Raw genomic sequence first — 19,474 nt, forward strand, 5'->3', positions numbered from 1 at the left:
AACGTCGAGTTGCAGCTTCCGGCCCATCAGTAGGCCCCCTGCCCGTAGAGCACCGCACGCAGCGTCTTCCACAAGATCACCGTGTCCAGGGCGAGCGACCAGTCCTCCACGTACCGCAGGTCCAGCCGGACCGCCTCCTCCCACGACAGGTCGCTGCGCCCGCTGATCTGCCACAGCCCGGTGAGGCCCGGCTTGACCAGCAACCGCCGCCGGATGTCCGGGCCGTACGCGGCGGACTCCTCCGGCAGCGGGGGCCGCGGACCGACGAGCGACATGGATCCGGTGAGCACGTTGAACAGTTGCGGCAGCTCGTCGATGGAGTACCGGCGCAGCACCGCTCCCACCCGGGTCACCCGGGGATCGCGGCGGAGCTTGAACAGCGGGCCGGCCCCCTCGTTGAGGGCGGCCAGCCTCTCCCGCGCCCGGTCCGCGCCGGCGACCATGGTGCGGAACTTGAGAATGGTGAACTCGCTGCCGTCCTTGCCGACTCTGCGCTGCCGGTAGAAGACCCCGCCGCGGCTGTCCAGCAGCACGAGCAGCGCGACGAACGCCATCAGCGGCGCGAACACGACGAGCAGAACCGCGGCGCCCAGCCGGTCGACGACGCCCTTGACCGCCCGGCGGCCCCCGGTGAACGTCGGCATGCTGACCCGCAGGAGCGGGATGCCGAGCACCGCGTCGATGTGCAGCCGCGGGCCGGCCACCTCCATCAGCACGGGCGCCACGACCATCTCGGCGTCGCTGCCCTCCAGGTTCCAGGCCAGCCGCTGCAACCGGTGCGGCGACCAGTGCGGGTCCGGGGTGACCGCGACGACGCGGTAGCCGTCGGAGTGCACGTGCTTGGCGACGTCCGTGAGCCGGCCGACGACCGGCACCCCGTCCAGCAGGTCGCCGTCGAGCACACCGGCGTCCGTCGTGCACACCGCGTCCACCCGCCACCCGAGGTGCGGGAACTTGCGGGTACGGGTGATCAGATCGCGGACGGTGTCCGGGCTGCCGGCGGCGAGCACCGGCCGCAGGCACCGCCCCTCCTTGCGCTGCTTGTGCAGCCCGAGACGCAGCACGTACCTGGCCGTCATGGTGACGAGCGCGATCGCCGGGATCGCGACGAAGATCCAGAGCTTGATGTTGCGAGAGGTGAGGGCGATCCCGCCGAGCGCCAGGACGACGGTCGCCGCGAACACCGAGCGTCCCAGCCGGCGGAACTCCTCCGCCCCCTGGCCCAGCACCGCCGGGGCCCAGGCCCGGCTCACCGCGAGCGCCCCCAGCACCAGCAGTTCGGTGCCGAACGCGAGAATCCCCCACTTCTCGTGCCAGTTGGCCGCGTCGCGGGCCCCGAAGAAGTTGCCTATCCCCGCCACCACGAACGCGGTGACCACGGTGTCGCTGGTGATCACGGTACGGCGGTACCGCTGCTCCCAGTCGCTTGCGGGCCGGCTGACCGTCCCGTCCGCCAGACGACCGCCGCGCGCCGACGGAAACGGGCCGACCAATTCCCCTTGCCGCACAGAACCCCCCAGGTTCCCAGTGATGTCGACGTGTTCGCCGCCGGGAGGCCCCCGCCTCCCGCACTGTGCCTCCCCTCGGGAGGCCCCCGCCTCCCGCACTGTCGCTCCCCCGGGAGGCCCCCGCCTCCCGTGCCGCGCTGTCCCTCCCCTCGGGAGGCCCCCGCCTCCCGCGCACGACAAAACCGGATACCGGCCGGTGCGGAGCCACTCGGGCAAGCCCCTCCCACGGCAGCGGGCATGCCTGTGCCGTCAGAGTCCCGAGATGCGCGGAACCCCCTTCACGACCTCGCGTGCTCCCCGCACTCAAGGCCGCCTCGGGTCCCGTGAAAGTGACTCCCCCTGCGTCTGGCGCCGGGAAAGCGATTACGGGCTTTCCCCGGTGCCGGACCTATTGATCATTTACGCGTGCGCCTCATGTCCGAACGGCTGAAGCAAGGTCAATCTAGACCATCGCGGCCAGTATGAAGAGAGGATGTGTGTAATTTGTGCTTAAGCTTTGATTCTTGATCCATCGTCGGTGACCGCATGGGGACACCTCGCCGTCACCACACGTTCCAGCAGCCCACCGGGCCCCGCTGCGACGCCCTCGCGCGGCCGCGTCCGCCACCCTGCGCCCTCCGGTGCCGCCGGGCGTCGTCCGGCCCAAGGCGCCTGCCGCGAAGCCGCGTTGGACGCCTGGCCCGAACGCTTCGTGGATCTTGGCCGAAAAGCCGCCGAATGCGGTCTGACCCGCGGATTCATCTCGTGGAATGCATGGCCATTCCCTGCATGGACGTCATTGCTGTATATGTATGCGTCATATTCCATAAAGCCGCGCGACGCCGCCTCGATGAGCCCCGAATTCAAGATCGTCTCTACGGTGGTCCCAAGCCTGTGACCGGCCGAAAGCAGGCGGGAAGGCGGCGGGAAGGCGGCGAGGGAGGGGGCGACGGGGGTAAGGGACGCAAGGAAGCGCCGGGAACGCGCAAGGCGACGGGCGGGCGCGGACGCCCCGGTCCGGGGCGTCCGCACATCGGCGAGGCGAGGGGCGCGAAAACCAACAGGCCCGCGCACACCCGACGGTCGCGCGCCGGCCACCCGCGGGCCGGTGACGCGGCGGCGAAGCGGAGAGACAGCGGCGGGGCGGAGGGACGGCGGGGCGGGGCCGACCGTCGTCGGCGAGACCGTGGCCGAGGGGCGGTGGGCGCGCCGCAGGGGGACGGTCGTCGCTGAGGCCGGCGTCCGGCCTGCGGGCGCCGGTCGTGGGCGGCGCGGCCCGGCGCCGTGGCCGACGGCGGTGCGGTCCGATGCGCACGCGCCTGCCGTACCCGCCGCGGCGGACGGCGGACCGGGCCGCGCCGTGCCGGATCGCGTGGGACGGCGCCGGCCGCGTCACGGGCGCGGCCGGCGGCCGTTCAGCGGTCGGAGTAGCTGAAGTCGCCCATGGTCCAGGCGCTCACGTCCTCGATCGCGACGCGGTACATGCCGCCCGTCTCCGGAATCCCCACCGTGCCCTGGAGGATCCGGGCGACGTGGAAGTGCAGATGCGTCGGCGGCCCCTTCGGTCCGGGAGTGGCGAAGACGGCGGAGAACTCGCCCAGGCGGTCCGAATCCGTCAGCACTTCGGACACCCGCTGTCTCCACACCGCCTCGGGAGCCAAGCGACCGGTGATGACAGCGCCACCGGTGACCACGGTCAGGGACATCTGGTTGCTCTGCTCGGACTCCACCAGGGCGGCGACGGCGACCAGCAGTTCGTCAGGCTTCGACACGGGACAGATTGTATTCACCGTGCGTCCGCCCGGTCGGCCGGTGGCCCCCGCCGAGGCGCAGAGGCCGCCGCAGGGGTCGTCGAAGGGGGCGTCGGCCCCGGCCGCGGACGAGCCGGCCGTGACGGTTTACCTCATCCTCCAGCGCGCGGAAATCTGTAGCCGTCGTAGTAGACATTGTGCAGGGCGGTGGTTATGGTTTCACTCGTAGCCGAGAGATCGAGCAGGGCCCGGCAGTGCAGTGACGAAGCGCCGGGGAGGCAGTACCTGCGATCGGTAGTCAGCAGGACGGTGCGGTGGTGGAGTTCCGAAGCCAGGGTTCTCGCAGGACGGCGACGGGACTGACGACCGCACCGGGCGGCCCGCGGTGATCAGGGGCCGCCGACAGCGGTACAGGCAAGTGATCGGTTCAGAGGGAAGAGCGGAGGACGTCAGCGCCATCAGGATCGCCCGGGCGGCAGCGTCGGCCCGGGTACCGCAGGACATCGACAGTGAGGTGGTCTCCGGTCAGGCAACAGCAGCGATCCCCGCGCCCCCGACAGCGTCTCGGTCGGGTCCGCGGACACAACAGGCCGGTGCGTGAGCAAGGCCGGCAGATGGTGTAACAGCTCCTTCGGGGCCCCGGTGTCAGTGCGACGCCGGGGCCCCTCGACCGTGCGGCGGGCCCGGCGCACGGGCGTCCGGGACCGACGGCAGACGTCCCGGCCGGTGGCGGACCGTGTCGTTGTTGGGCCGAACGGGTGACTTGGCGTAAGAATGACTGGTGCATGCATTGAAGGCGAGTCAGTCCGGGGGGTGCCGGTGAACCGTTACGACGTCACCGATGAACAGTGGGAAGGGCTCGCTCAGGTCGTTCCGTTGCGCGGGCGGGACGCGTGGCCGTCGGCGGTGGACCACCGCTCGCTCCCGGACGCCGAGACGGAGACCAGGCGGCGCTTCGTCGTGTTGCGGGTCAACGTCTTCGCGGACGCCCGCGAGGTCGCCGAGACGCTGATGTCGGGCATACCCGTGCTGCTCGACCTGACGGGAGCCGAGACCGACACCGCCAAACGCGTCCTGGACTTCTCCACCGGGGTGGTGTTCGGCCTGGCCAGCGGTATGCACCGGGTCGACCGCAACGTCTTCCTCCTCACCCCGCCGGGCACCGAGGTGAGCGGACTCATGGAGGGGGCGGGAGCCCCGGGCATCTGAGCCGCGGACGACCACCACCCTCGGCGACCGCCCACCGCGCCGCCGGGGCCACAGCCCACCGCGCCGCGCGCCTTGCCGCGGGCGGCGCGGGGCGCGGCGGCTCTGCGGTCAGCACGCGCGGACGCCCGCCCGGCGATCCGCGGGCAGGGCTCGGCGGTCAGGAAGGTCCGGCGTTTCGCGATCCGGATCCGGCGAACAGGAGGTCCAGCGACCCCGCGGTCCGGTTCCCGGCTGTCCGGTCGTCCGGGGGACGGCGCACCGCCGGCACCATGCACCGTCGGCACCACGCATCGCCGTCGGACTCACGGATCGTCGCGCCGCCGCCGCGCGAGGTCCGGCGCGGCCCGCGCGGTCCCCCGATCGTAGGAAGCTCGTCCGGGCGGAACGGTTCGCCCGGCGGCGGAGTCCTACCGTCCGCATATGCCCTCGCCACCCTCCGCCACTCCGTCGCAGGCCGCTCCCTCCACACCCTCGCCGACCCCCGCGCCCGCCCCCTCGGCTCCTTCGGCCCCGGTCCTTCCCGTCCCCTCCGGTGCTCCCGCGGCCCCGCCAACCCCCGTCGCTCCCGCGGCCCCTGCGGCTTCGGGCCCGGCTTCCGCCCCGGCCCCCTTTGCCGTTTCCCCTTCCCGCCCGTCCGCGCCCGACGGCCCTCGGGCGCCCGTGCACTCCACGCCCACGGTGCCCGCTCAGGCGTCGCCGCCGCAGGACCGGCCCGAGCCGCCGTCCGCAGGCCCCCTCGGCGCGACTGGGACCGGCGGTGCGCCGTCCTCCCCGCCGCGCTGCGCCTCGTGCGGCGCCGATCCGCGGGGAGCGTCCGGCCCGGAGCCGCACCGGTTGCCGGCGACCCCGGGGTCGGCACACGTCGCGTCGGCGGGCTCCGCGGCGAATGCCGGCTCGCCGTCGGCGGCGGGTCGTGGCGCGGCCCGCACTCCGGCGTCTTCGTCGGGCGTCGAGCCGGCCTCCGGCGCGACGCGGTCGGGCGCCGGGCAGGAGCCGCGTGCCACCGCCGTCCCCGCACGTCATGTGCGGCCGTGCGTCACCGAGCTGCGGCTGTCGGCGTTCGCGGGACACCGCCGGGCCCGGTTCTCGCTGGGGGCCGTCACGGTGTTCGCCGGGCCCAGCGGCAGCGGCAAGAGCAGTGCGCTGCGCGCCTACGAAGCGCTGGCGCGGCTCGGCGGCGGGGCCCTGCTGGGGGAGGTGTTCCCCGATCCGGTCGCGTGCGTGCCGCAGGGCGCGCGGCCCGACGCCCAGCGCCGCCGGGGATTTCGCATCGGATGCACGGCCGACGGACCCGGCGGCCCGGTCCACCTGGACGTCGCCGTACAGGCCGAGCCCGAACTGCGCGTCGTGGGGGAGCGGTTGAGCGCGGGAGGCGTCGTCCTGCTGGAGACGGCCCTGCGCGATCCCGGGCGCCGCACCGTGCAGGCCGCCTGGCACACCGGCGGCCCCGCGCCCGTGACGCGCGCGCCGCTGCCCGACGACCGGCTCGGCACCGCGCTGCTGCCGCTGCGTGTCGCCGGGAAGACGGACGGCCAGCGGCAGGTCCTGGCGGCGGCCGAGCAGATGGTCGTCGCGCTGCGGTCGGTGTTCCCCTGCGACCCCCAGCCCGACTGGATGGGCGCCCCCGTGCCCACGGGCACCGGCCGGCTGCTCACCGGATGCGACAACCTCGCCGACGTCCTGTGGCGCACCCGGGAGGAGTGCGGCCGGCGGCACGCGCAACTGGTCGCCGCGCTGTCCGCCGGGTCCCGCGCACCGGTCGTCGACCTGCGCGCCGAACCGCTCGGCGACGGCACGGTGCGGGCGGTCCTGGACCGCGCCGACGGCCGCACCGAGCTGGCCCGGCTGGGATACGGCGAGCTGCGCTACGTCGCCCTCGCGCTGGTGCTGCTCACCGGGCCGGGCGTCCTCGACGTGGACCCGGCCGGCGAGGTGCCGGCCGCGATGCAGACCCTCACCCTGCTCGCCGACGGCCTCGACCGCGGCCTCGACGAGCGCCAGGCGGGCGAACTCCTGAAACTGGCCGTGCGGATGGCGGGGCGCGGGCACATCCGCTGCGTCGGCGCGGTCGGCGACCGCAGCGGGGCCGCCCGGACCGACGGCGTGACGGTGGTACACCTGGGGCCGTGACGGAACAACACCTCGATGTGGCGAAACTGCAGCGCAGGCTTGCCGAGTTCGCGGCCGCGCGGAACTGGCAGCCCTTCCACACCCCCAAGAACCTCGTCGCCGCGCTCAGCGTGGAGGCGTCCGAACTGGTCGAGATCTTCCAGTGGCTGACGCCGGAGGAGTCCGCGCGCGTGATGGACGACCCGGACACCGCGCACCGGGTCACGGACGAGGTCGCCGACGTCCTCGCCTATCTGCTGCAACTGTGCGAGGTGCTCGGCGTCGACCCGCTGACGGCGCTGGCCGCGAAGATCGACCGCAACGAGCTCAGGTTCCCGGCGCCCTGAGGCCCGCGGTCCGCCGCGGCCGGCATTCCCCCGCTCGGCGGTGGGGAGGGCAGGACAGGAGGGACTGGATCCGTTTTCACTCTCCGCAGTCGAGAAGCGGACCGAAATCGATTTGTTGTCCACAGATTTCGGTCCACCTCTGGCTTTTCGCCCCGCAGGCCCTCACTCTGGGTAGTGAACAGTCACGTTCGGGTGGCGTGCCGGAAGCACGCCGGGCAGACGGGGGCGGCGCATGGACGCGGTGCGGCTCATCCTGACGAGCAGGCGCGCGCTCGCCGGCAGCGGCGGACGCACGGAGATTCTCACGGAGGTCTGGCAGGCGCAGGCCCTGGCGCAGGCGATCGGCAGCCGGCTCGCCGTCTCGGGCCCGCCCGAACTGCGGGGCGAGGCGCTGGGGCTGACGGAACTGGCGGGCCGGGGCTGCGGCGTCCTGGGCGCGCCCGACCTCGATCCGGGGGACCTGCTGGCCGCCCGGCTCACCGATCTGGACGACGCCCGCCGGGCCCTGCTCGACCTGGGCGGCCTGCTCGGCGAGGTGGGCATCGCCCTGGTCGGCCTGGCCTGCTCGGTCGACGACCAGGGCACCTACTGGCAGTGCATGGAGGCCATCGACGCGGCGGACGAGTCCAGGGACCGGGTCCTGGAGATGCTGCGCAAGCTGGCGGCGAGAGAGGAACGGGAGGAGCGGGAGGGCGCATTGCCGGAGAGATGACCGGTGCGCTCAGCCCGCCCCGCCTGCCGCGCCCACCCCGAGAGGGAATCCCCGCGCGGGACACGGACGGTTTCACCCGCCGGGGGAGACCCGCCGGGCGGGGACGGAGGGGACGGTCACCGGCTGCTGCGTGCAGGATGGAGTCATGGATCTTCGTATCTTCACCGAGCCCCAGCAGGGGGCGACCTACGACACCCTCCTCACCGTGGCGAAGGCCACCGAGGACCTCGGTTTCGACGCCTTTTTCCGGTCCGATCACTACGTGAAGATGGGCGACGTGAGCGGCCTTCCGGGCCCCACGGACGCCTGGATCACGCTCGCCGGCCTCGCCCGCGAGACCAAGCGCATCCGCCTCGGCACGCTGATGACGGCCGGTACCTTCCGGCTGCCCGGCGTCCTCGCCATCCAGGTCGCGCAGGTGGACCAGATGTCCGGCGGGCGCGTCGAACTGGGGCTGGGCGCGGGCTGGTACGAGGACGAGCACAAGGCGTACGGCATCCCCTTCCCGAAGGAGAAGATGGGGCGGCTGGAGGAGCAGCTGGAGATCGTCACCGGCCTGTGGGCCACCGCGCCCGGCAAGACCTTCGACTTCCGGGGCTCGTACTACGAACTCACCGACTCGCCCGCCCTGCCCAAGCCCGCGCAGGCGAAGATCCCGGTGCTGATCGGCGGCACCGGCGCGAAGCGCACGCCGCGCCTGGCCGCCCGGTTCGCCGACGAGTTCAACATGCCGTTCGGCACGGTCGAGGACAGTGCGCGTCAGTTCGCCCGGGTGCGCGACGCGGCGGCGGAGATCGGCCGCGACGCCGACGAGATCACCTTCTCCAGCGCCCTCGTCGTCTGCGTCGGCAAGGACGACCGGGAACTGGCCCGGCGAGCCGCCGCCATCGGCCGCGAGGTCGACGAGCTGAGGACCAACGGGCTGGCGGGCTCCCCGGCCGAGGTCGTGGACAAGATCGGCCGCTACGCCGAGACCGGTGTGCAGCGGGTCTACCTCCAGGTCCTCGACCTGCACGACCTGGACCACCTGGAGCTGATCTCCGCCCAGGTGCAGAGCCGGCTGCCGTAGCACGACGGAGCGGACGGCGGTCGGCAGGACGGGGGCCCGGGCGGATGACGGACGCGGGCGGCGACCGTAGCGTCGGCGGCGCAGTACGGCGGCCGCACCTGTCCCCGGCGTCGGCAGGCCGGGGCGGCCCCCGGAGGACGTGCGCGTCACGGGCTCTGTGACACGGCTGTGACCGGAGCTGTGGCTTCCGTCACAGTCGTGCGGCCGGGGCCCTGATGAGGTGGCCGGATGCGCAGAACCGCCGCTCTCCTCCCGGCCGTCACCGTCGCCCTGCTGCTCACCGCGTGCGGAGCGGAACGCGCCGGCACCCAGGACGGCGGCTCCGGTGCGAGCGGTTCGGCGCCGCGGACCGCCGTCTCCCAGCCCGCGGTGGACGGAGTGCGGATCACCTCGGTGACCATCCCGTCCCCCTCCCCCTCTCCCTCCGGGAGCCCCGGTGCCGGGGGCGGCATGGTCCGGGCCGAGCCCCTGCCCACCGCACTCCAGGCCGGCTCGGGCGTCTCGGCGGACTACGAGGTCGCCAACTCCACCGCCGCAGCCCTGACCTACACCGTCCTCTTCGTCTTCACCTCGGACGACGGCGGGGCCATGAGCAACCGCAAGGTGACCGTGGGCCCGGTCGGGCCGGGCCGGACGGTGCGCGAAACGGTGCGGCCGGAGCCGTTGCCGCCGGGAGCGCCGTCGGTGACCGGGGTGAAGGTCGCCGAGGTGACCAGCGTCCCCGCGATCGAGGCGCCGGCCGAGGCGGACGCCTGCCCGCCCTCCGGGATCCGCGTCACGGCCGACGACGGCGACGCCGCCATGGGGCTGCGCGTGGTGGGGCTGTTCCTGGAGAACTGCGGCGACCGGGACTACACCCTCAAGGGCTACCCGAGGCTGACCCTGCTGGACGACGACCACCAGCCGGTCGACGGCGTCACGATCGTCCACGGCGGCGGGGGCATCGCCACGGTCACCGCGTTCGACGACCCGCCGCGCACCGTGACCCTGGCGCCCGGCGAGCGGGCGAGGTCCGGCCTGATGTGGCGCAACACCACCGGATCCGGCACGGCCGTGGGCGTCCCGTACGTCAGGGTGCTCGCCCGGCCGGACGCCGCGCCGGTGATGATCACCCCGCACCTCGACCTCGGCACCACGGGGAAGCTCGCCGTCAGCGCCTGGCGCGCGGCGGCGCAGCCGCAGGGGATCCGCGCCACCGCCTCCCCCTGACGACCGTCCCCGTCCGCCCCCTCCTTCCCCCGCCCACACCGCGTCCGACCAGCCCGGACCGGCGTCCACCCCCAGAAAATCCCCGGGTGCCGCAGGCCGGTTGTCGGTACGTTGTGCGGACGTGCGAGCGCGCTGCCGCTCCCGTTCCCATCCCACCTCTCCTAGGCGCCCACCGTGTTCCTGACCATCGGCACCACCGGCACCCCTGAACGCCCCGCGACCGATCTGGGCTTCCTGCTGCACAAGCATCCCGGCAGATCGCAGGCGTTCTCCACCTCCTACGGCACGGCCCACGTCCTCTACCCCGAGGCCGACGCCGAGCGCTGCACGGCGGCGCTGTTGCTGGAGGTGGACGCGGTGGCGCTGGTCCGGCGCGGCAAGGGCAAGGGCCGCGGCGGCGCTCCCGACGCGGCTCTCGCCCAGTACGTCAACGACCGCCCCTACGCGGCCTCGTCGCTGCTCGCGGTCGCATTGAGCGGCGTGTTCTCCAGCGCGATGCGCGGGGTGTGCGCGGCGAAGCCCGAACTGCCCGCCCAGCCGCGGCCGTTGCGGGTGGAGATACCGGCCCTGCCCGCGCGCGGCGGGCCCGCCCTGGTGCACGCCCTGTTCGCACCGCTCGGCTGGCGGGTGAGCGCCGAACCGGTGGCCCTGGACGCGCGGTTCCCGCAGTGGGGCGACTCGCGGTACGTGAGCCTGACACTGGAGTCGCAGACGCTCACCGTCGCCGAGACCCTGCGCCAGCTGTACGTCCTGCTGCCGGTCCTCGACGACGCCAAGCACTACTGGGTGTCGGCCGACGAGGTCGACAAGCTGCTGCGCGCCGGTGAGGGCTGGCTGCCCGACCACCCCGAGCACAAGCTGATCACCAGCCGGTTCCTGTCCCGCCGCTGGTCGCTGACCCGGCAGGCGATGGAGCGGCTGGAGCTGGTCCGGCTCGCCGAGGCCGACGACAGCGAGGTCGAGGACATCGACAACGCCGTCGCGGCGGAAGCCGAGACGCAGGAGAGGCCGACACCGCTGGCCGAGCAGCGCCGTGAGGCGCTCGTCGCCGCGCTGACCCGCGCCGGAGCCGCCCGCGTCCTCGACCTGGGCTGCGGACAGGGCCAGTTGGTGCAGGCGCTGCTGAAGAACCCGCGGTTCACCGAGATCGTCGGCGTCGACGTGTCGATGCGCGCGCTCACCGTCGCCGCGCGCCGGCTGAAGCTGGACCGCATGGGGGAGCGGCAGGCCTCCCGCGTCCAGCTGTTGCAGGGCTCGCTGGCGTACACGGACAGCCGTCTCAAGGGCTACGACGCGGCCGTGCTCAGCGAGGTGATCGAGCACCTCGACCTGCCCCGGCTGCCCGCGCTGGAGTACGCCGTGTTCGGCTCGGCGCGTCCGCGCACGGTCCTGGTGACCACCCCGAACGTCGAGTACAACGTCCGCTGGGAGAGCCTGCCGGCCGGCCACGTCCGGCACGGCGACCACCGCTTCGAATGGACCCGGCGGGAGTTCCGCGCCTGGGCGGCCGCGGTCGCCGGGCGGCACGGCTACGACGTCGCGTTCCTGCCCGTCGGACCGGACGACCCCGAGGTCGGCCCGCCCACCCAGATGGCCGTCTTCGAGAGGAAGGCGGCCGGCGCGGAGAACGAGGGCGCGCGGGGCGGCCACGCCGGAGGCCGCGACGGGAAGGCCTCGAAGACCGGGACCAACGAGACGACCGGGACCAACGGGACGGGCGGGACGGACGAGATGGGCGAGAAGAGCGAGAAGGAGGCGGAGGCGGCATGAACGACACCCAGGGATCCGCGAAGACGGGCCGCGTCCTGCCCGTCACCGACCTCTCCCTCGTCGTGCTCGTCGGCGCGTCCGGCTCGGGCAAGTCCACGTTCGCGCGACGTCACTTCAAGCCCACCGAGGTCATCTCCTCCGACTTCTGCCGCGGTCTGGTCTGCGACGACGAGAACGACCAGAGCGCGACCCGGGACGCCTTCGACGTCCTGCACTACATCGCCGGCAAGCGGCTCGCGGCCGGCCGCCGCACGGTGGTCGACGCCACGAGCGTGCAGTCCGACGCGCGCAAGCAGCTGATCGACCTGGCCAGGCAGCACGACGTGCTGCCCGTGGCCATCGTCCTGGACGTGCCGGAGGAGGTGTGCGCCGCACGCAACGCGGCACGCACCGACCGCGCCGGCATGCCCCGGCGGGTCATCCAGCGCCACATCCGCGAACTGCGGCGCTCGCTGCGCCACCTGGAGCGCGAGGGCTTCCGCAAGGTGCACGTCCTGCGGGGCGTCGAGGACGTCGAGAACGCCTCGGTCGTCACCGAGAAGCGCTACAACGACCTGACCCACCTCACCGGCCCCTTCGACATCATCGGCGACGTCCACGGCTGCTCCTCCGAACTGGAGTCGCTGCTGGGCAAGTTGGGCTACACCGACGGCGTCCACCCGGAGGGCCGCACGGCCGTCTTCGTCGGCGACCTCGTCGACCGCGGCCCCGACAGCCCGGGCGTGCTGCGCCGCGTGATGTCGATGGTGAAGTCCGGCAACGCCCTGTGCGTGCCCGGCAACCACGAGAACAAGTACGGCCGCTACCTCAAGGGCCGCAACGTGCAGCACACCCACGGGCTCGCCGAGACCGTCGAGCAGATGGAGGGCGAGAGCGAGGAGTTCCGCGCCGAGGTGCGCAGCTTCATCGACGGACTGGTCAGCCACTACGTCCTCGACGGCGGCAGGCTCGTCGTCTGCCACGCCGGCCTGCCGGAGAAGTACCACGGCCGCACCTCCGGCCGGGTCCGCTCCCACGCGCTCTACGGCGACACCACCGGCGAGACCGACGAGTTCGGCCTGCCCGTGCGCTACCCGTGGGCGGAGGACTACCGGGGTCGCGCCGCCGTCGTGTACGGGCACACGCCTGTCCCCGAGGCGACCTGGCTGAACAACACGATCTGCCTGGACACCGGCGCCGTCTTCGGCGGCAGGATGACCGCGCTGCGCTGGCCCGAACGCGAGTTGGTCGACGTGCCGGCCGAGCGGGTCTGGTACGAGCCGGCGAAGCCGCTGCGCTCCGAGGCGCCCGGCGGTCACGACGGCCGTCCGCTGGACCTGGCGGACGTGCACGGCAAGCGCGTCGTGGAGACCCGCTACGAGGGCCACAACCGGGTCTCGGTGCGCGAGGAGAACGCCGCGGCCGCCCTGGAGGTGATGAGCCGCTTCGCCGTCGACCCGCGCCTGCTGCCCTACCTGCCCCCGACGATGGCCCCCACGGCGACCAGCCGGGTGGACGGCTACCTGGAGCACCCGGCGGAGGCGTTCGCGCAGTACGCCGGCGACGGCGTCGCCCGGGTGGTGTGCGAGGAGAAGCACATGGGCTCCCGGGCGGTCGTCCTGGTCTGCCGCGACGCGGAGACGGCCCGCAGGCGCTTCGGCGCCGGCGACCCGGGCACCCCGGACGGCGGGGGAGGCCCCACCGGCTCCCTCTACACCCGTACCGGCCGCCCGTTCTTCGACGACGTGACGGTCACGGAGGAGGTCCTCGGCCGGGTGCGCACGGCGGTGGACGAGGCCGGCCTGTGGGCCGAACTGGACACCGACTGGCTGCTGCTGGACGCCGAGCTGATGCCGTGGTCGCTGAAGGCGTCGGGACTGCTGCGCTCGCAGTACGCGGCCGTGGGCGCCGCGTCCGGCGCGGTCCTCCCGCGTGCGCTGTCGGCCCTGGAGTCCGCCGCGGCCAGGGCCGTGGACGTCGGGGACCTGCTGTCCCGTCAGCGTGAACGCGCTTCCGACGCGGCCGCGTTCACCGAGGCCTACCGCCGCTACTGCTGGACGACCGACGGCCTGGACGGCGTACGGCTGGCCCCGTTCCAGATCCTCGCCGTCCAGGGCCGCAGCCTCGCGGCGCTGCCGCACGACGAGCAGCTGTCGCTCCTGGACCGCCTGGTGGAGCACGACAACACGGGCCTGCTGCGGACCACCCGCCGCCTGTACGTCGACACGGGCGACGCCGGGTCGGTCGCGGCCGGCGTCGACTGGTGGCTGGAGATGACGGGCCGGGGCGGCGAGGGCATGGTCGTCAAGCCGCTCGGCGCCCTGGTCCGCGGCGAGGACGGGCGCCTGGTCCAGCCCGGCGTGAAGTGCCGGGGCCGCGAGTACCTGCGGATCATCTACGGTCCCGAGTACACCCGGCCCGAGAACCTCGCCCGGCTGCGCGGCCGCTTCCTCGGCCACAAGCGGTCGCTTGCGCTGCGCGAGTACGCCCTCGGCCTGGAGGCCCTGGACCGGCTGGCGCAGGGCGAGCCGCTGTGGCGCGTGCACGAGGCGGTGTTCGGCGTGCTGGCCCTGGAGTCGGAGCCGGTCGACCCGCGGCTGTGAGACGCCGCCCGGTCCGTGCCCCCGCGCGGGCCGGGCGGCGCACGGCCCGCCCCCGCCTCACCCCACGAGCCGCAGCCGCTGCTCGCACACCCCGACGCGCACCCGCTGTCCCCACGTCAGCTCCACCGCGTCGGTCTCGATGCCGTCGCCGAAGGCGATGAGGCGCTCCGACTCGACGGTGAGGGTCAGCCGGCGGCCGGCCGCGAGTTCGCCCGCCACCAGTGAGGTGCCGGTGGCGGGGGACGGCCAGGCCTCCCGCACGAACCACACCAGCCGCTGTTCCGTCGGGGACGGCAGGCGCGGACCGCCGTCCGCCCCGGCGCCGCCCCGCTCCTGCCACACCGACCGGATCCAGCCGGTCGCCCCCGTCCCCGTGCCCACCAGCACGCCGGACGACGCCTGGGCCTCCACGGCGCCCCCGTCGTCGTCGAGGCCCAGGCGGTAGCGGGCGGTCTGGTGGCCGGCGGCGCCGAGGTAGATCTCGTTCAGGGCCAGCAGGCGCTGGGTGTCGTCGGCGACGGCCTCGACCATGGTCAGCTCGGTCGTGCCGGTGCCGGCGGCGAGCGCGCCGGGCAGCAGCACCGGCGCGTCCGACGGCCGGTGGCGGACCAGGACGCCCGCGTTGCGGCCCGGGTCGGCGTCGATGCCCACCACCGGCTGCCCGGACAGGTACTTGGCGACGTTCGCCACCAGCCCGTCCTGGCCGACGACCACCACCACGTCCTCCGGGGCGAACAGGAAGCGGTCCAGGTCGGCGCGCTCCACCCGGCTCTGCCGCCAGGTCAGCGGGATCGCCGCCGTCACCTCCGCCAGGGCGCGTCTCGTGCGCCGGTGCCGTTCGGCGACCTCCTCGATGTCCCGGCCCCGCGAGGAGAGGAAGAAGGCGGCCTGGCCGTGCGTGCCGTGCCGGGCCACCAGCTCCTCGTACTCCGTGGTGCGGTGGACCAGCACGGCCCGCGGGGCCAGGCTCACTGCCGTTCCCCGGCCCCGAGCCTCGACAGCAGGCCGGTCAGCACGTCCGGCGAGATCGTCACGCTGTCGATGTGCGGCAGGTTCTCCGCGAGCCGCGTCCCGGTGAGCGCGTGCAGCGTCGCCACGTCGACGTCGCCGTGCACGCGCAGCCAGGCCTCCTGCGCCTGCGCCCGCGCCTCTCCGACCTCGCGTGCCGCCGCCGCCTCGGCGCGGGCGACCCGCACCGTGCGCGCCGCCTCCGCCTCGCTGAGCCGCTCGGTGCGCCGGGCCTCCGCCTCCGCCAGCCGCACCTGCCGGTCGGCCTCCGCCTCGGCCAGCTTCACCGAGCGCGCGGCCTCCGCCTCGGCCAGCCGCACGGACCGCTGGGCCTCGGCCTCCGCCCGCACCTTGTCCGCGGCCGCGTGCTCCTCGGCCTCGCGGCGGGTGTTGGTGCCCCGCTGCTCGACGAGCTGCTCCTCGCGGCGCGCCAGTTCGATCTGGCTGGCCAGTTCGTTCTCGGCGATCGTCCGCTCCCGCTCGACGGCGACCGCCCGCCGCTCGTAGGTGGCCCGGTCGGCCTCCTGCTGGATCTGCTCGCGCGCCGGGGTGCGCAGCGCCCGCTCGACCTCGGGTTCCGGGCGCAGCGCGACGACCCGGACGGCCACGATTTCGATGCCGGTGGCCGGCAGCCGGGGTTCCGCCGCCAGCCCGGCCGCGACCCGCTCCCGCACCGCCGTCACGCCGTCCACCAGGGCCGACGACAGCGAGGTGCGCGCGAGGACGTCCAGCGCGTGCTGCTGTGCCGTCTCCGTGAGCAGGGTGCCGAGCTGTTCCAGGGGCGCGCCGCGCCAGATCCCGGTGTCGGGGTCGATGGAGAAGTCGAGGCGGGCGGCGGCCAGGGCCGGGTCGCTGACGCGGTAGGTCACCGTCGCCTGCACCGTCACGTCCTGGAAGTCCGCCGTGCGGGCGTGGAAGGTCATGGCCAGCTCGCGGTCGTCCACCGGCACCTCGGAGAGGGCGGCGCTCAGGGAGCGGAACCAGAAGCTGAGCCCCGGCCCGTCGTGCGCGAGTCTGCCGGAGCGGTGGTGGCGCACATGGGCCGTCGGAGCGCCCCGCAGATGGCGCCAGCCCAGGCGCCGGGTGATGTCGGCCATGCAAGGTCCCCCTCGTTCCCTTTTCTCGTCACTGCGACGATAAGAAAACGATAGCCACACCTCCTCTTGTCGTCAAGGGGACGAGAAGGAGAGTGGGGGCAAAGACGGAACCGGCGCGGGCGGACTCGGGACGGAAACGGTCCAAGAAGGCCGAGCGGGGGGTGAAGACGGTCTTCGGTGGTCAGGATGGAGGCATGGGATTCCACGTCGACTCCGAGGCCGGGCGGCTGCGCCGCGTCATCCTGCACCGGCCCGATCTCGAGCTCAAAAGGCTCACCCCCAGCAACAAGGACACCCTCCTCTTCGACGACGTGCTCTGGGTGCGCAGGGCGCGCGCCGAGCACGACGGATTCGCCGACGTGCTGCGCGACCGCGGCGTCGCCGTCCACCTCTTCGGCGACCTGCTCACCGAGGCCCTGGAGATCCCGGCGGCCCGCGCGCTCGTCCTGGACCGCGTCTTCGACGAGAAGGAGTACGGGGTGCTCGCCACCGACCACCTGCGCTCCGCGTTCGAGACCCTCCCCGCGCCGGAACTGGCCGAGGCCCTCGTCGGCGGCATGACCAAGCGGGAGTTCCTCCAGGCGCATCCCGAGCCCACCTCGGTGCGCTTCCACGTCATGGAGCTGGACGACTTCCTCCTCGACCCGCTGCCCAACCACCTCTTCACGCGGGACACCTCCGCCTGGATCTACGACGGCGTCGCCATCAACGCCATGCGCTGGCCGGCCAGGCAGCGCGAGACGGTCCACTTCGAGGCCATCTACCGCCACCATCCGCTCTTCCGTGCGGAGACGTTCCGCCTGTGGTCCGAGGGGCAGGCCGACTACCCGTCCACCATCGAGGGCGGCGACGTCCTCGTCATCGGCAACGGCGCCGTGCTGATCGGCATGAGCGAGCGCACCACCCCGCAGGCCGTCGAGATGCTCGCCCACAAGCTGTTCGCCGCGGGCTCGGCCCGGACCATCGTGGCCCTCGACATGCCGAAGCGGCGGGCCTTCATGCACCTCGACACCGTGATGACGATGGTCGACGCCGACGTCTTCACGCAGTACGCCGGACTCGGCATGCTCCGGTCGTACACCATCGAGCCCGGCGCCGCCGACAAGGAGCTGAAGGTCACCGACCATCCGCCGGAGCACATGCACCGCGCGATCGCCGCGGCTCTCGGGCTCAGCGAGATCCGCGTGCTCACCGCCACCCAGGACGTCCATGCCGCCGAGCGCGAGCAGTGGGACGACGGCTGCAACGTCCTCGCCGTCGAACCGGGCGTCGTCGTCGCCTACGAGCGCAACGTGACCACCAACACGCACCTGCGCAAACAGGGCGTCGAAGTGATCGAGATCCCGGGCAGCGAACTGGGCCGGGGCAGGGGCGGCCCGCGCTGCATGAGCTGCCCGGTCGAACGGAGCGCCGTGTAGACGTACAGCTGTCTGTATAAAAATGCCATGGGTCGTATAGAGTTCCGACATCTGTGTCACCGCAGCGACCCTTCACGGCAGTTCTCACCGCGTCTTTGGAGCGACCCCCATGGCGACAGTCCCGACCGCCCTCGCCGGCCGCCACTTCCTCAAGGAGCTGGATTTCACCGGGGAGGAGTTCCGCGGTCTGGTCGCCCTGGCCGCCGAGCTGAAGGCCGCCAAGAAGGCCGGGACCGAGGAGCGGCGCCTGGCCGGCCGGAACATCGCCCTGATCTTCGAGAAGACCTCGACGCGCACCCGCTGCGCGTTCGAGGTCGCCGCCGCCGACCAGGGCGCGTCGACCACCTACCTCGACCCCTCCGGCTCGCAGATCGGCCACAAGGAGTCGGTGAAGGACACCGCCCGCGTGCTGGGCCGGATGTACGACGCCATCGAGTACCGCGGCGACAGCCAGGACAAGGTCGAGGAACTCGCCGCCCATGCGGGCGTCCCCGTCTACAACGGCCTCACCGACGACTGGCACCCCACCCAGATGCTCGCCGACGTGCTCACGATGACCGAGCACAGCGCCAAGCCCCTCGGTGAGATCGCCTTCGCCTACCTCGGCGACGCCCGCTTCAACATGGGCAACTCCTACCTGGTCACCGGCGCTCTCCTCGGCATGGACGTGCGGATCGTGGCCCCGAAGAGCTACTGGCCCGCCCAGGAGGTCGTGGACCGCGCCCGCGAGCTGGCCGAGGCGAGCGGGGCCCGCGTCACCCTCACCGAGGACCTCGCCGAGGGCGTCCGCGGCGCCGACTTCGTCGCCACCGACGTATGGGTGTCCATGGGGGAGCCCAAGGAGGTCTGGGACGAGCGGATCGCCGCCCTCGGCCCCTACGCGGTCACCATGGACGTCCTGCGCGCCACCGGCAATCCCGACGTCAAGTTCCTGCACTGCCTCCCGGCCTTCCACGACCTCGGCACCAAGGTCGGCCGCGAGATCCACGAGAGCCACGGCCTGGACTGCCTGGAGGTGACGGACGAGGTGTTCGAGTCGGCCCACTCCGTCGTCTTCGACGAGGCCGAGAACCGGCTGCACACGATCAAGGCCGTCCTGGTCGCCACCCTCGCCTGACACCCCGGGCCCGCCCGCGCCCCCGTCGGCGCACCGCCCGCCCGTGACCGGACCCGGGCGGCCCGGTCACGTCCGTTCGGGGCCGCGCTGGGGCGGGACGGCGGCCAGCCGGAACCACACCGCCTTGCCCTGCTCCGTCGGCCGGTGCCCGCAGGACGAGCTGAGGGAACGGATCAGCAGCAGCCCGCGCCCGTGCTCCTGCCAGGGGTCGGGCTCCTCGCCGGACGGGCGGGTGAGATCGCCCGGCGCCGCCGGGTCCGGGTCGTGCACCTCGATGTGGCAGCCGCTCGGCCGCAGCTCCACCACCAGCTCTATCGGGGCGTCCCCCGAGGTGTGCTCCACCGCGTTCGCCACCAGCTCGGCGGTGAGCAGCTCCGCCGTGTCGCTGTCCGCGACCTGCTTCCGTTCGGCCAGCGCCGTACGGACCAGGGCACGGGCCACCGGCACGGCCGCGGCGGAGTGCGGCAGCGCGATCCGCCAGGAGGCGGCTGCGTCGGAGGGGCGTTCGTGCACGGCGAGTCCGTTCATGGCGCAGGTTCCCGCGATCGACATCGGACGGTCCTGCCTTCGGCTTCGGGAATGGTACGGC

Annotated in this window: 15 protein-coding genes; 10 read left to right on the top strand and 5 right to left on the bottom strand. The window is 73.3% G+C overall.

Going from position 1 to position 19,474, the window contains the following annotated elements; genetic code table 11:
* Positions 1–26: 26 nt before the first annotated feature.
* Both ACGFSH_RS24240 and ACGFSH_RS24245 read right to left on the bottom strand, forming a co-directional pair.
* Complete coding sequence (locus ACGFSH_RS24240) at positions 27–1,508, bottom strand: sugar transferase (protein ID WP_393351989.1); 1,482 nt, start codon at positions 1,506–1,508, stop codon at positions 27–29.
* A 1,394-nt stretch (positions 1,509–2,902) separates the two neighbouring features.
* The gene (locus ACGFSH_RS24245; RefSeq protein ID WP_393351992.1) at positions 2,903–3,259 is read right to left on the bottom strand and encodes a hypothetical protein; all 357 of its coding nucleotides are present in this window, start codon (positions 3,257–3,259) and stop codon (positions 2,903–2,905) included.
* Between the two features lie 792 nt (positions 3,260–4,051).
* Between ACGFSH_RS24245 and ACGFSH_RS24250 the strand changes: the two genes are divergently transcribed.
* From ACGFSH_RS24250 to ACGFSH_RS24285, 8 genes are all read left to right on the top strand, one after another.
* Positions 4,052–4,447 (top strand): cell division protein SepF, encoded by a 396-nt coding sequence (locus ACGFSH_RS24250; RefSeq protein ID WP_329414549.1) that lies wholly within the window; start codon positions 4,052–4,054, stop codon positions 4,445–4,447.
* A gap of 660 nt (positions 4,448–5,107) precedes the next feature.
* Complete coding sequence (locus ACGFSH_RS24255; protein ID WP_393351994.1) at positions 5,108–6,577, top strand: ATP-binding protein; 1,470 nt, start codon at positions 5,108–5,110, stop codon at positions 6,575–6,577.
* A complete protein-coding gene (locus tag ACGFSH_RS24260; RefSeq protein ID WP_256911853.1) occupies positions 6,574–6,903 on the top strand; it encodes a nucleotide pyrophosphohydrolase in 330 nt (109 codons plus the stop codon). The genes ACGFSH_RS24255 and ACGFSH_RS24260 overlap by 4 nt, the downstream gene beginning before the upstream one ends.
* 232 nt (positions 6,904–7,135) lie before the next feature.
* A complete protein-coding gene (locus ACGFSH_RS24265; RefSeq protein WP_393351996.1) occupies positions 7,136–7,615 on the top strand; it encodes a DUF6099 family protein in 480 nt (159 codons plus the stop codon).
* A 145-nt stretch (positions 7,616–7,760) separates the two neighbouring features.
* Entirely contained in the window at positions 7,761–8,684 is a 924-nt protein-coding gene (locus ACGFSH_RS24270; RefSeq protein WP_393351998.1) for an LLM class F420-dependent oxidoreductase, read from the top strand.
* 228 nt (positions 8,685–8,912) lie between these two features.
* Positions 8,913–9,893 (top strand): DUF4232 domain-containing protein, encoded by a 981-nt coding sequence (locus ACGFSH_RS24275; protein WP_393352001.1) that lies wholly within the window; start codon positions 8,913–8,915, stop codon positions 9,891–9,893.
* Between the two features lie 174 nt (positions 9,894–10,067).
* On the top strand, positions 10,068–11,663 hold the full coding sequence (locus ACGFSH_RS24280; protein WP_393352003.1) for a 3' terminal RNA ribose 2'-O-methyltransferase Hen1: 1,596 nt from the start codon (positions 10,068–10,070) through the stop codon (positions 11,661–11,663).
* Positions 11,660–14,245, top strand: coding sequence for a polynucleotide kinase-phosphatase (locus ACGFSH_RS24285; RefSeq protein WP_393352005.1), 2,586 nt, complete (start codon positions 11,660–11,662; stop codon positions 14,243–14,245). Before ACGFSH_RS24280 ends, ACGFSH_RS24285 begins: the two co-directional genes overlap by 4 nt.
* Positions 14,246–14,302: 57 nt before the next feature.
* Here ACGFSH_RS24285 and ACGFSH_RS24290 read toward each other — a convergent pair whose 3' ends face one another.
* Positions 14,303–15,217 carry a hypothetical protein gene (locus ACGFSH_RS24290; RefSeq protein ID WP_393352007.1) on the bottom strand — a complete coding sequence of 305 codons (915 nt, stop codon included), beginning with the start codon at positions 15,215–15,217 and terminating at the stop codon, positions 14,303–14,305.
* Positions 15,214–16,350 carry an SPFH domain-containing protein gene (locus tag ACGFSH_RS24295; protein WP_393352010.1) on the bottom strand — a complete coding sequence of 379 codons (1,137 nt, stop codon included), beginning with the start codon at positions 16,348–16,350 and terminating at the stop codon, positions 15,214–15,216. The genes ACGFSH_RS24290 and ACGFSH_RS24295 overlap by 4 nt, the downstream gene beginning before the upstream one ends.
* Positions 16,351–16,544: 194 nt before the next feature.
* Between ACGFSH_RS24295 and ACGFSH_RS24300 the strand changes: the two genes are divergently transcribed.
* Both ACGFSH_RS24300 and argF read left to right on the top strand, forming a co-directional pair.
* Entirely contained in the window at positions 16,545–17,768 is a 1,224-nt protein-coding gene (locus ACGFSH_RS24300; RefSeq protein WP_393352013.1) for an arginine deiminase, read from the top strand.
* Positions 17,769–17,877: 109 nt separating this feature from the next.
* Positions 17,878–18,885 carry an ornithine carbamoyltransferase gene (gene argF, locus ACGFSH_RS24305; RefSeq protein ID WP_393352016.1) on the top strand — a complete coding sequence of 336 codons (1,008 nt, stop codon included), beginning with the start codon at positions 17,878–17,880 and terminating at the stop codon, positions 18,883–18,885.
* A gap of 66 nt (positions 18,886–18,951) precedes the next feature.
* Here argF and ACGFSH_RS24310 read toward each other — a convergent pair whose 3' ends face one another.
* Positions 18,952–19,413: an ATP-binding protein gene (locus ACGFSH_RS24310; protein WP_393352290.1), complete on the bottom strand. Its 462-nt coding sequence runs from the start codon at positions 19,411–19,413 to the stop codon at positions 18,952–18,954.
* Positions 19,414–19,474 lie beyond the last annotated feature (61 nt).

This window comes from Streptomyces sp. NPDC048481, from assembly GCF_043200075.1.
Lineage (GTDB): Bacteria > Actinomycetota > Actinomycetes > Streptomycetales > Streptomycetaceae > Streptomyces.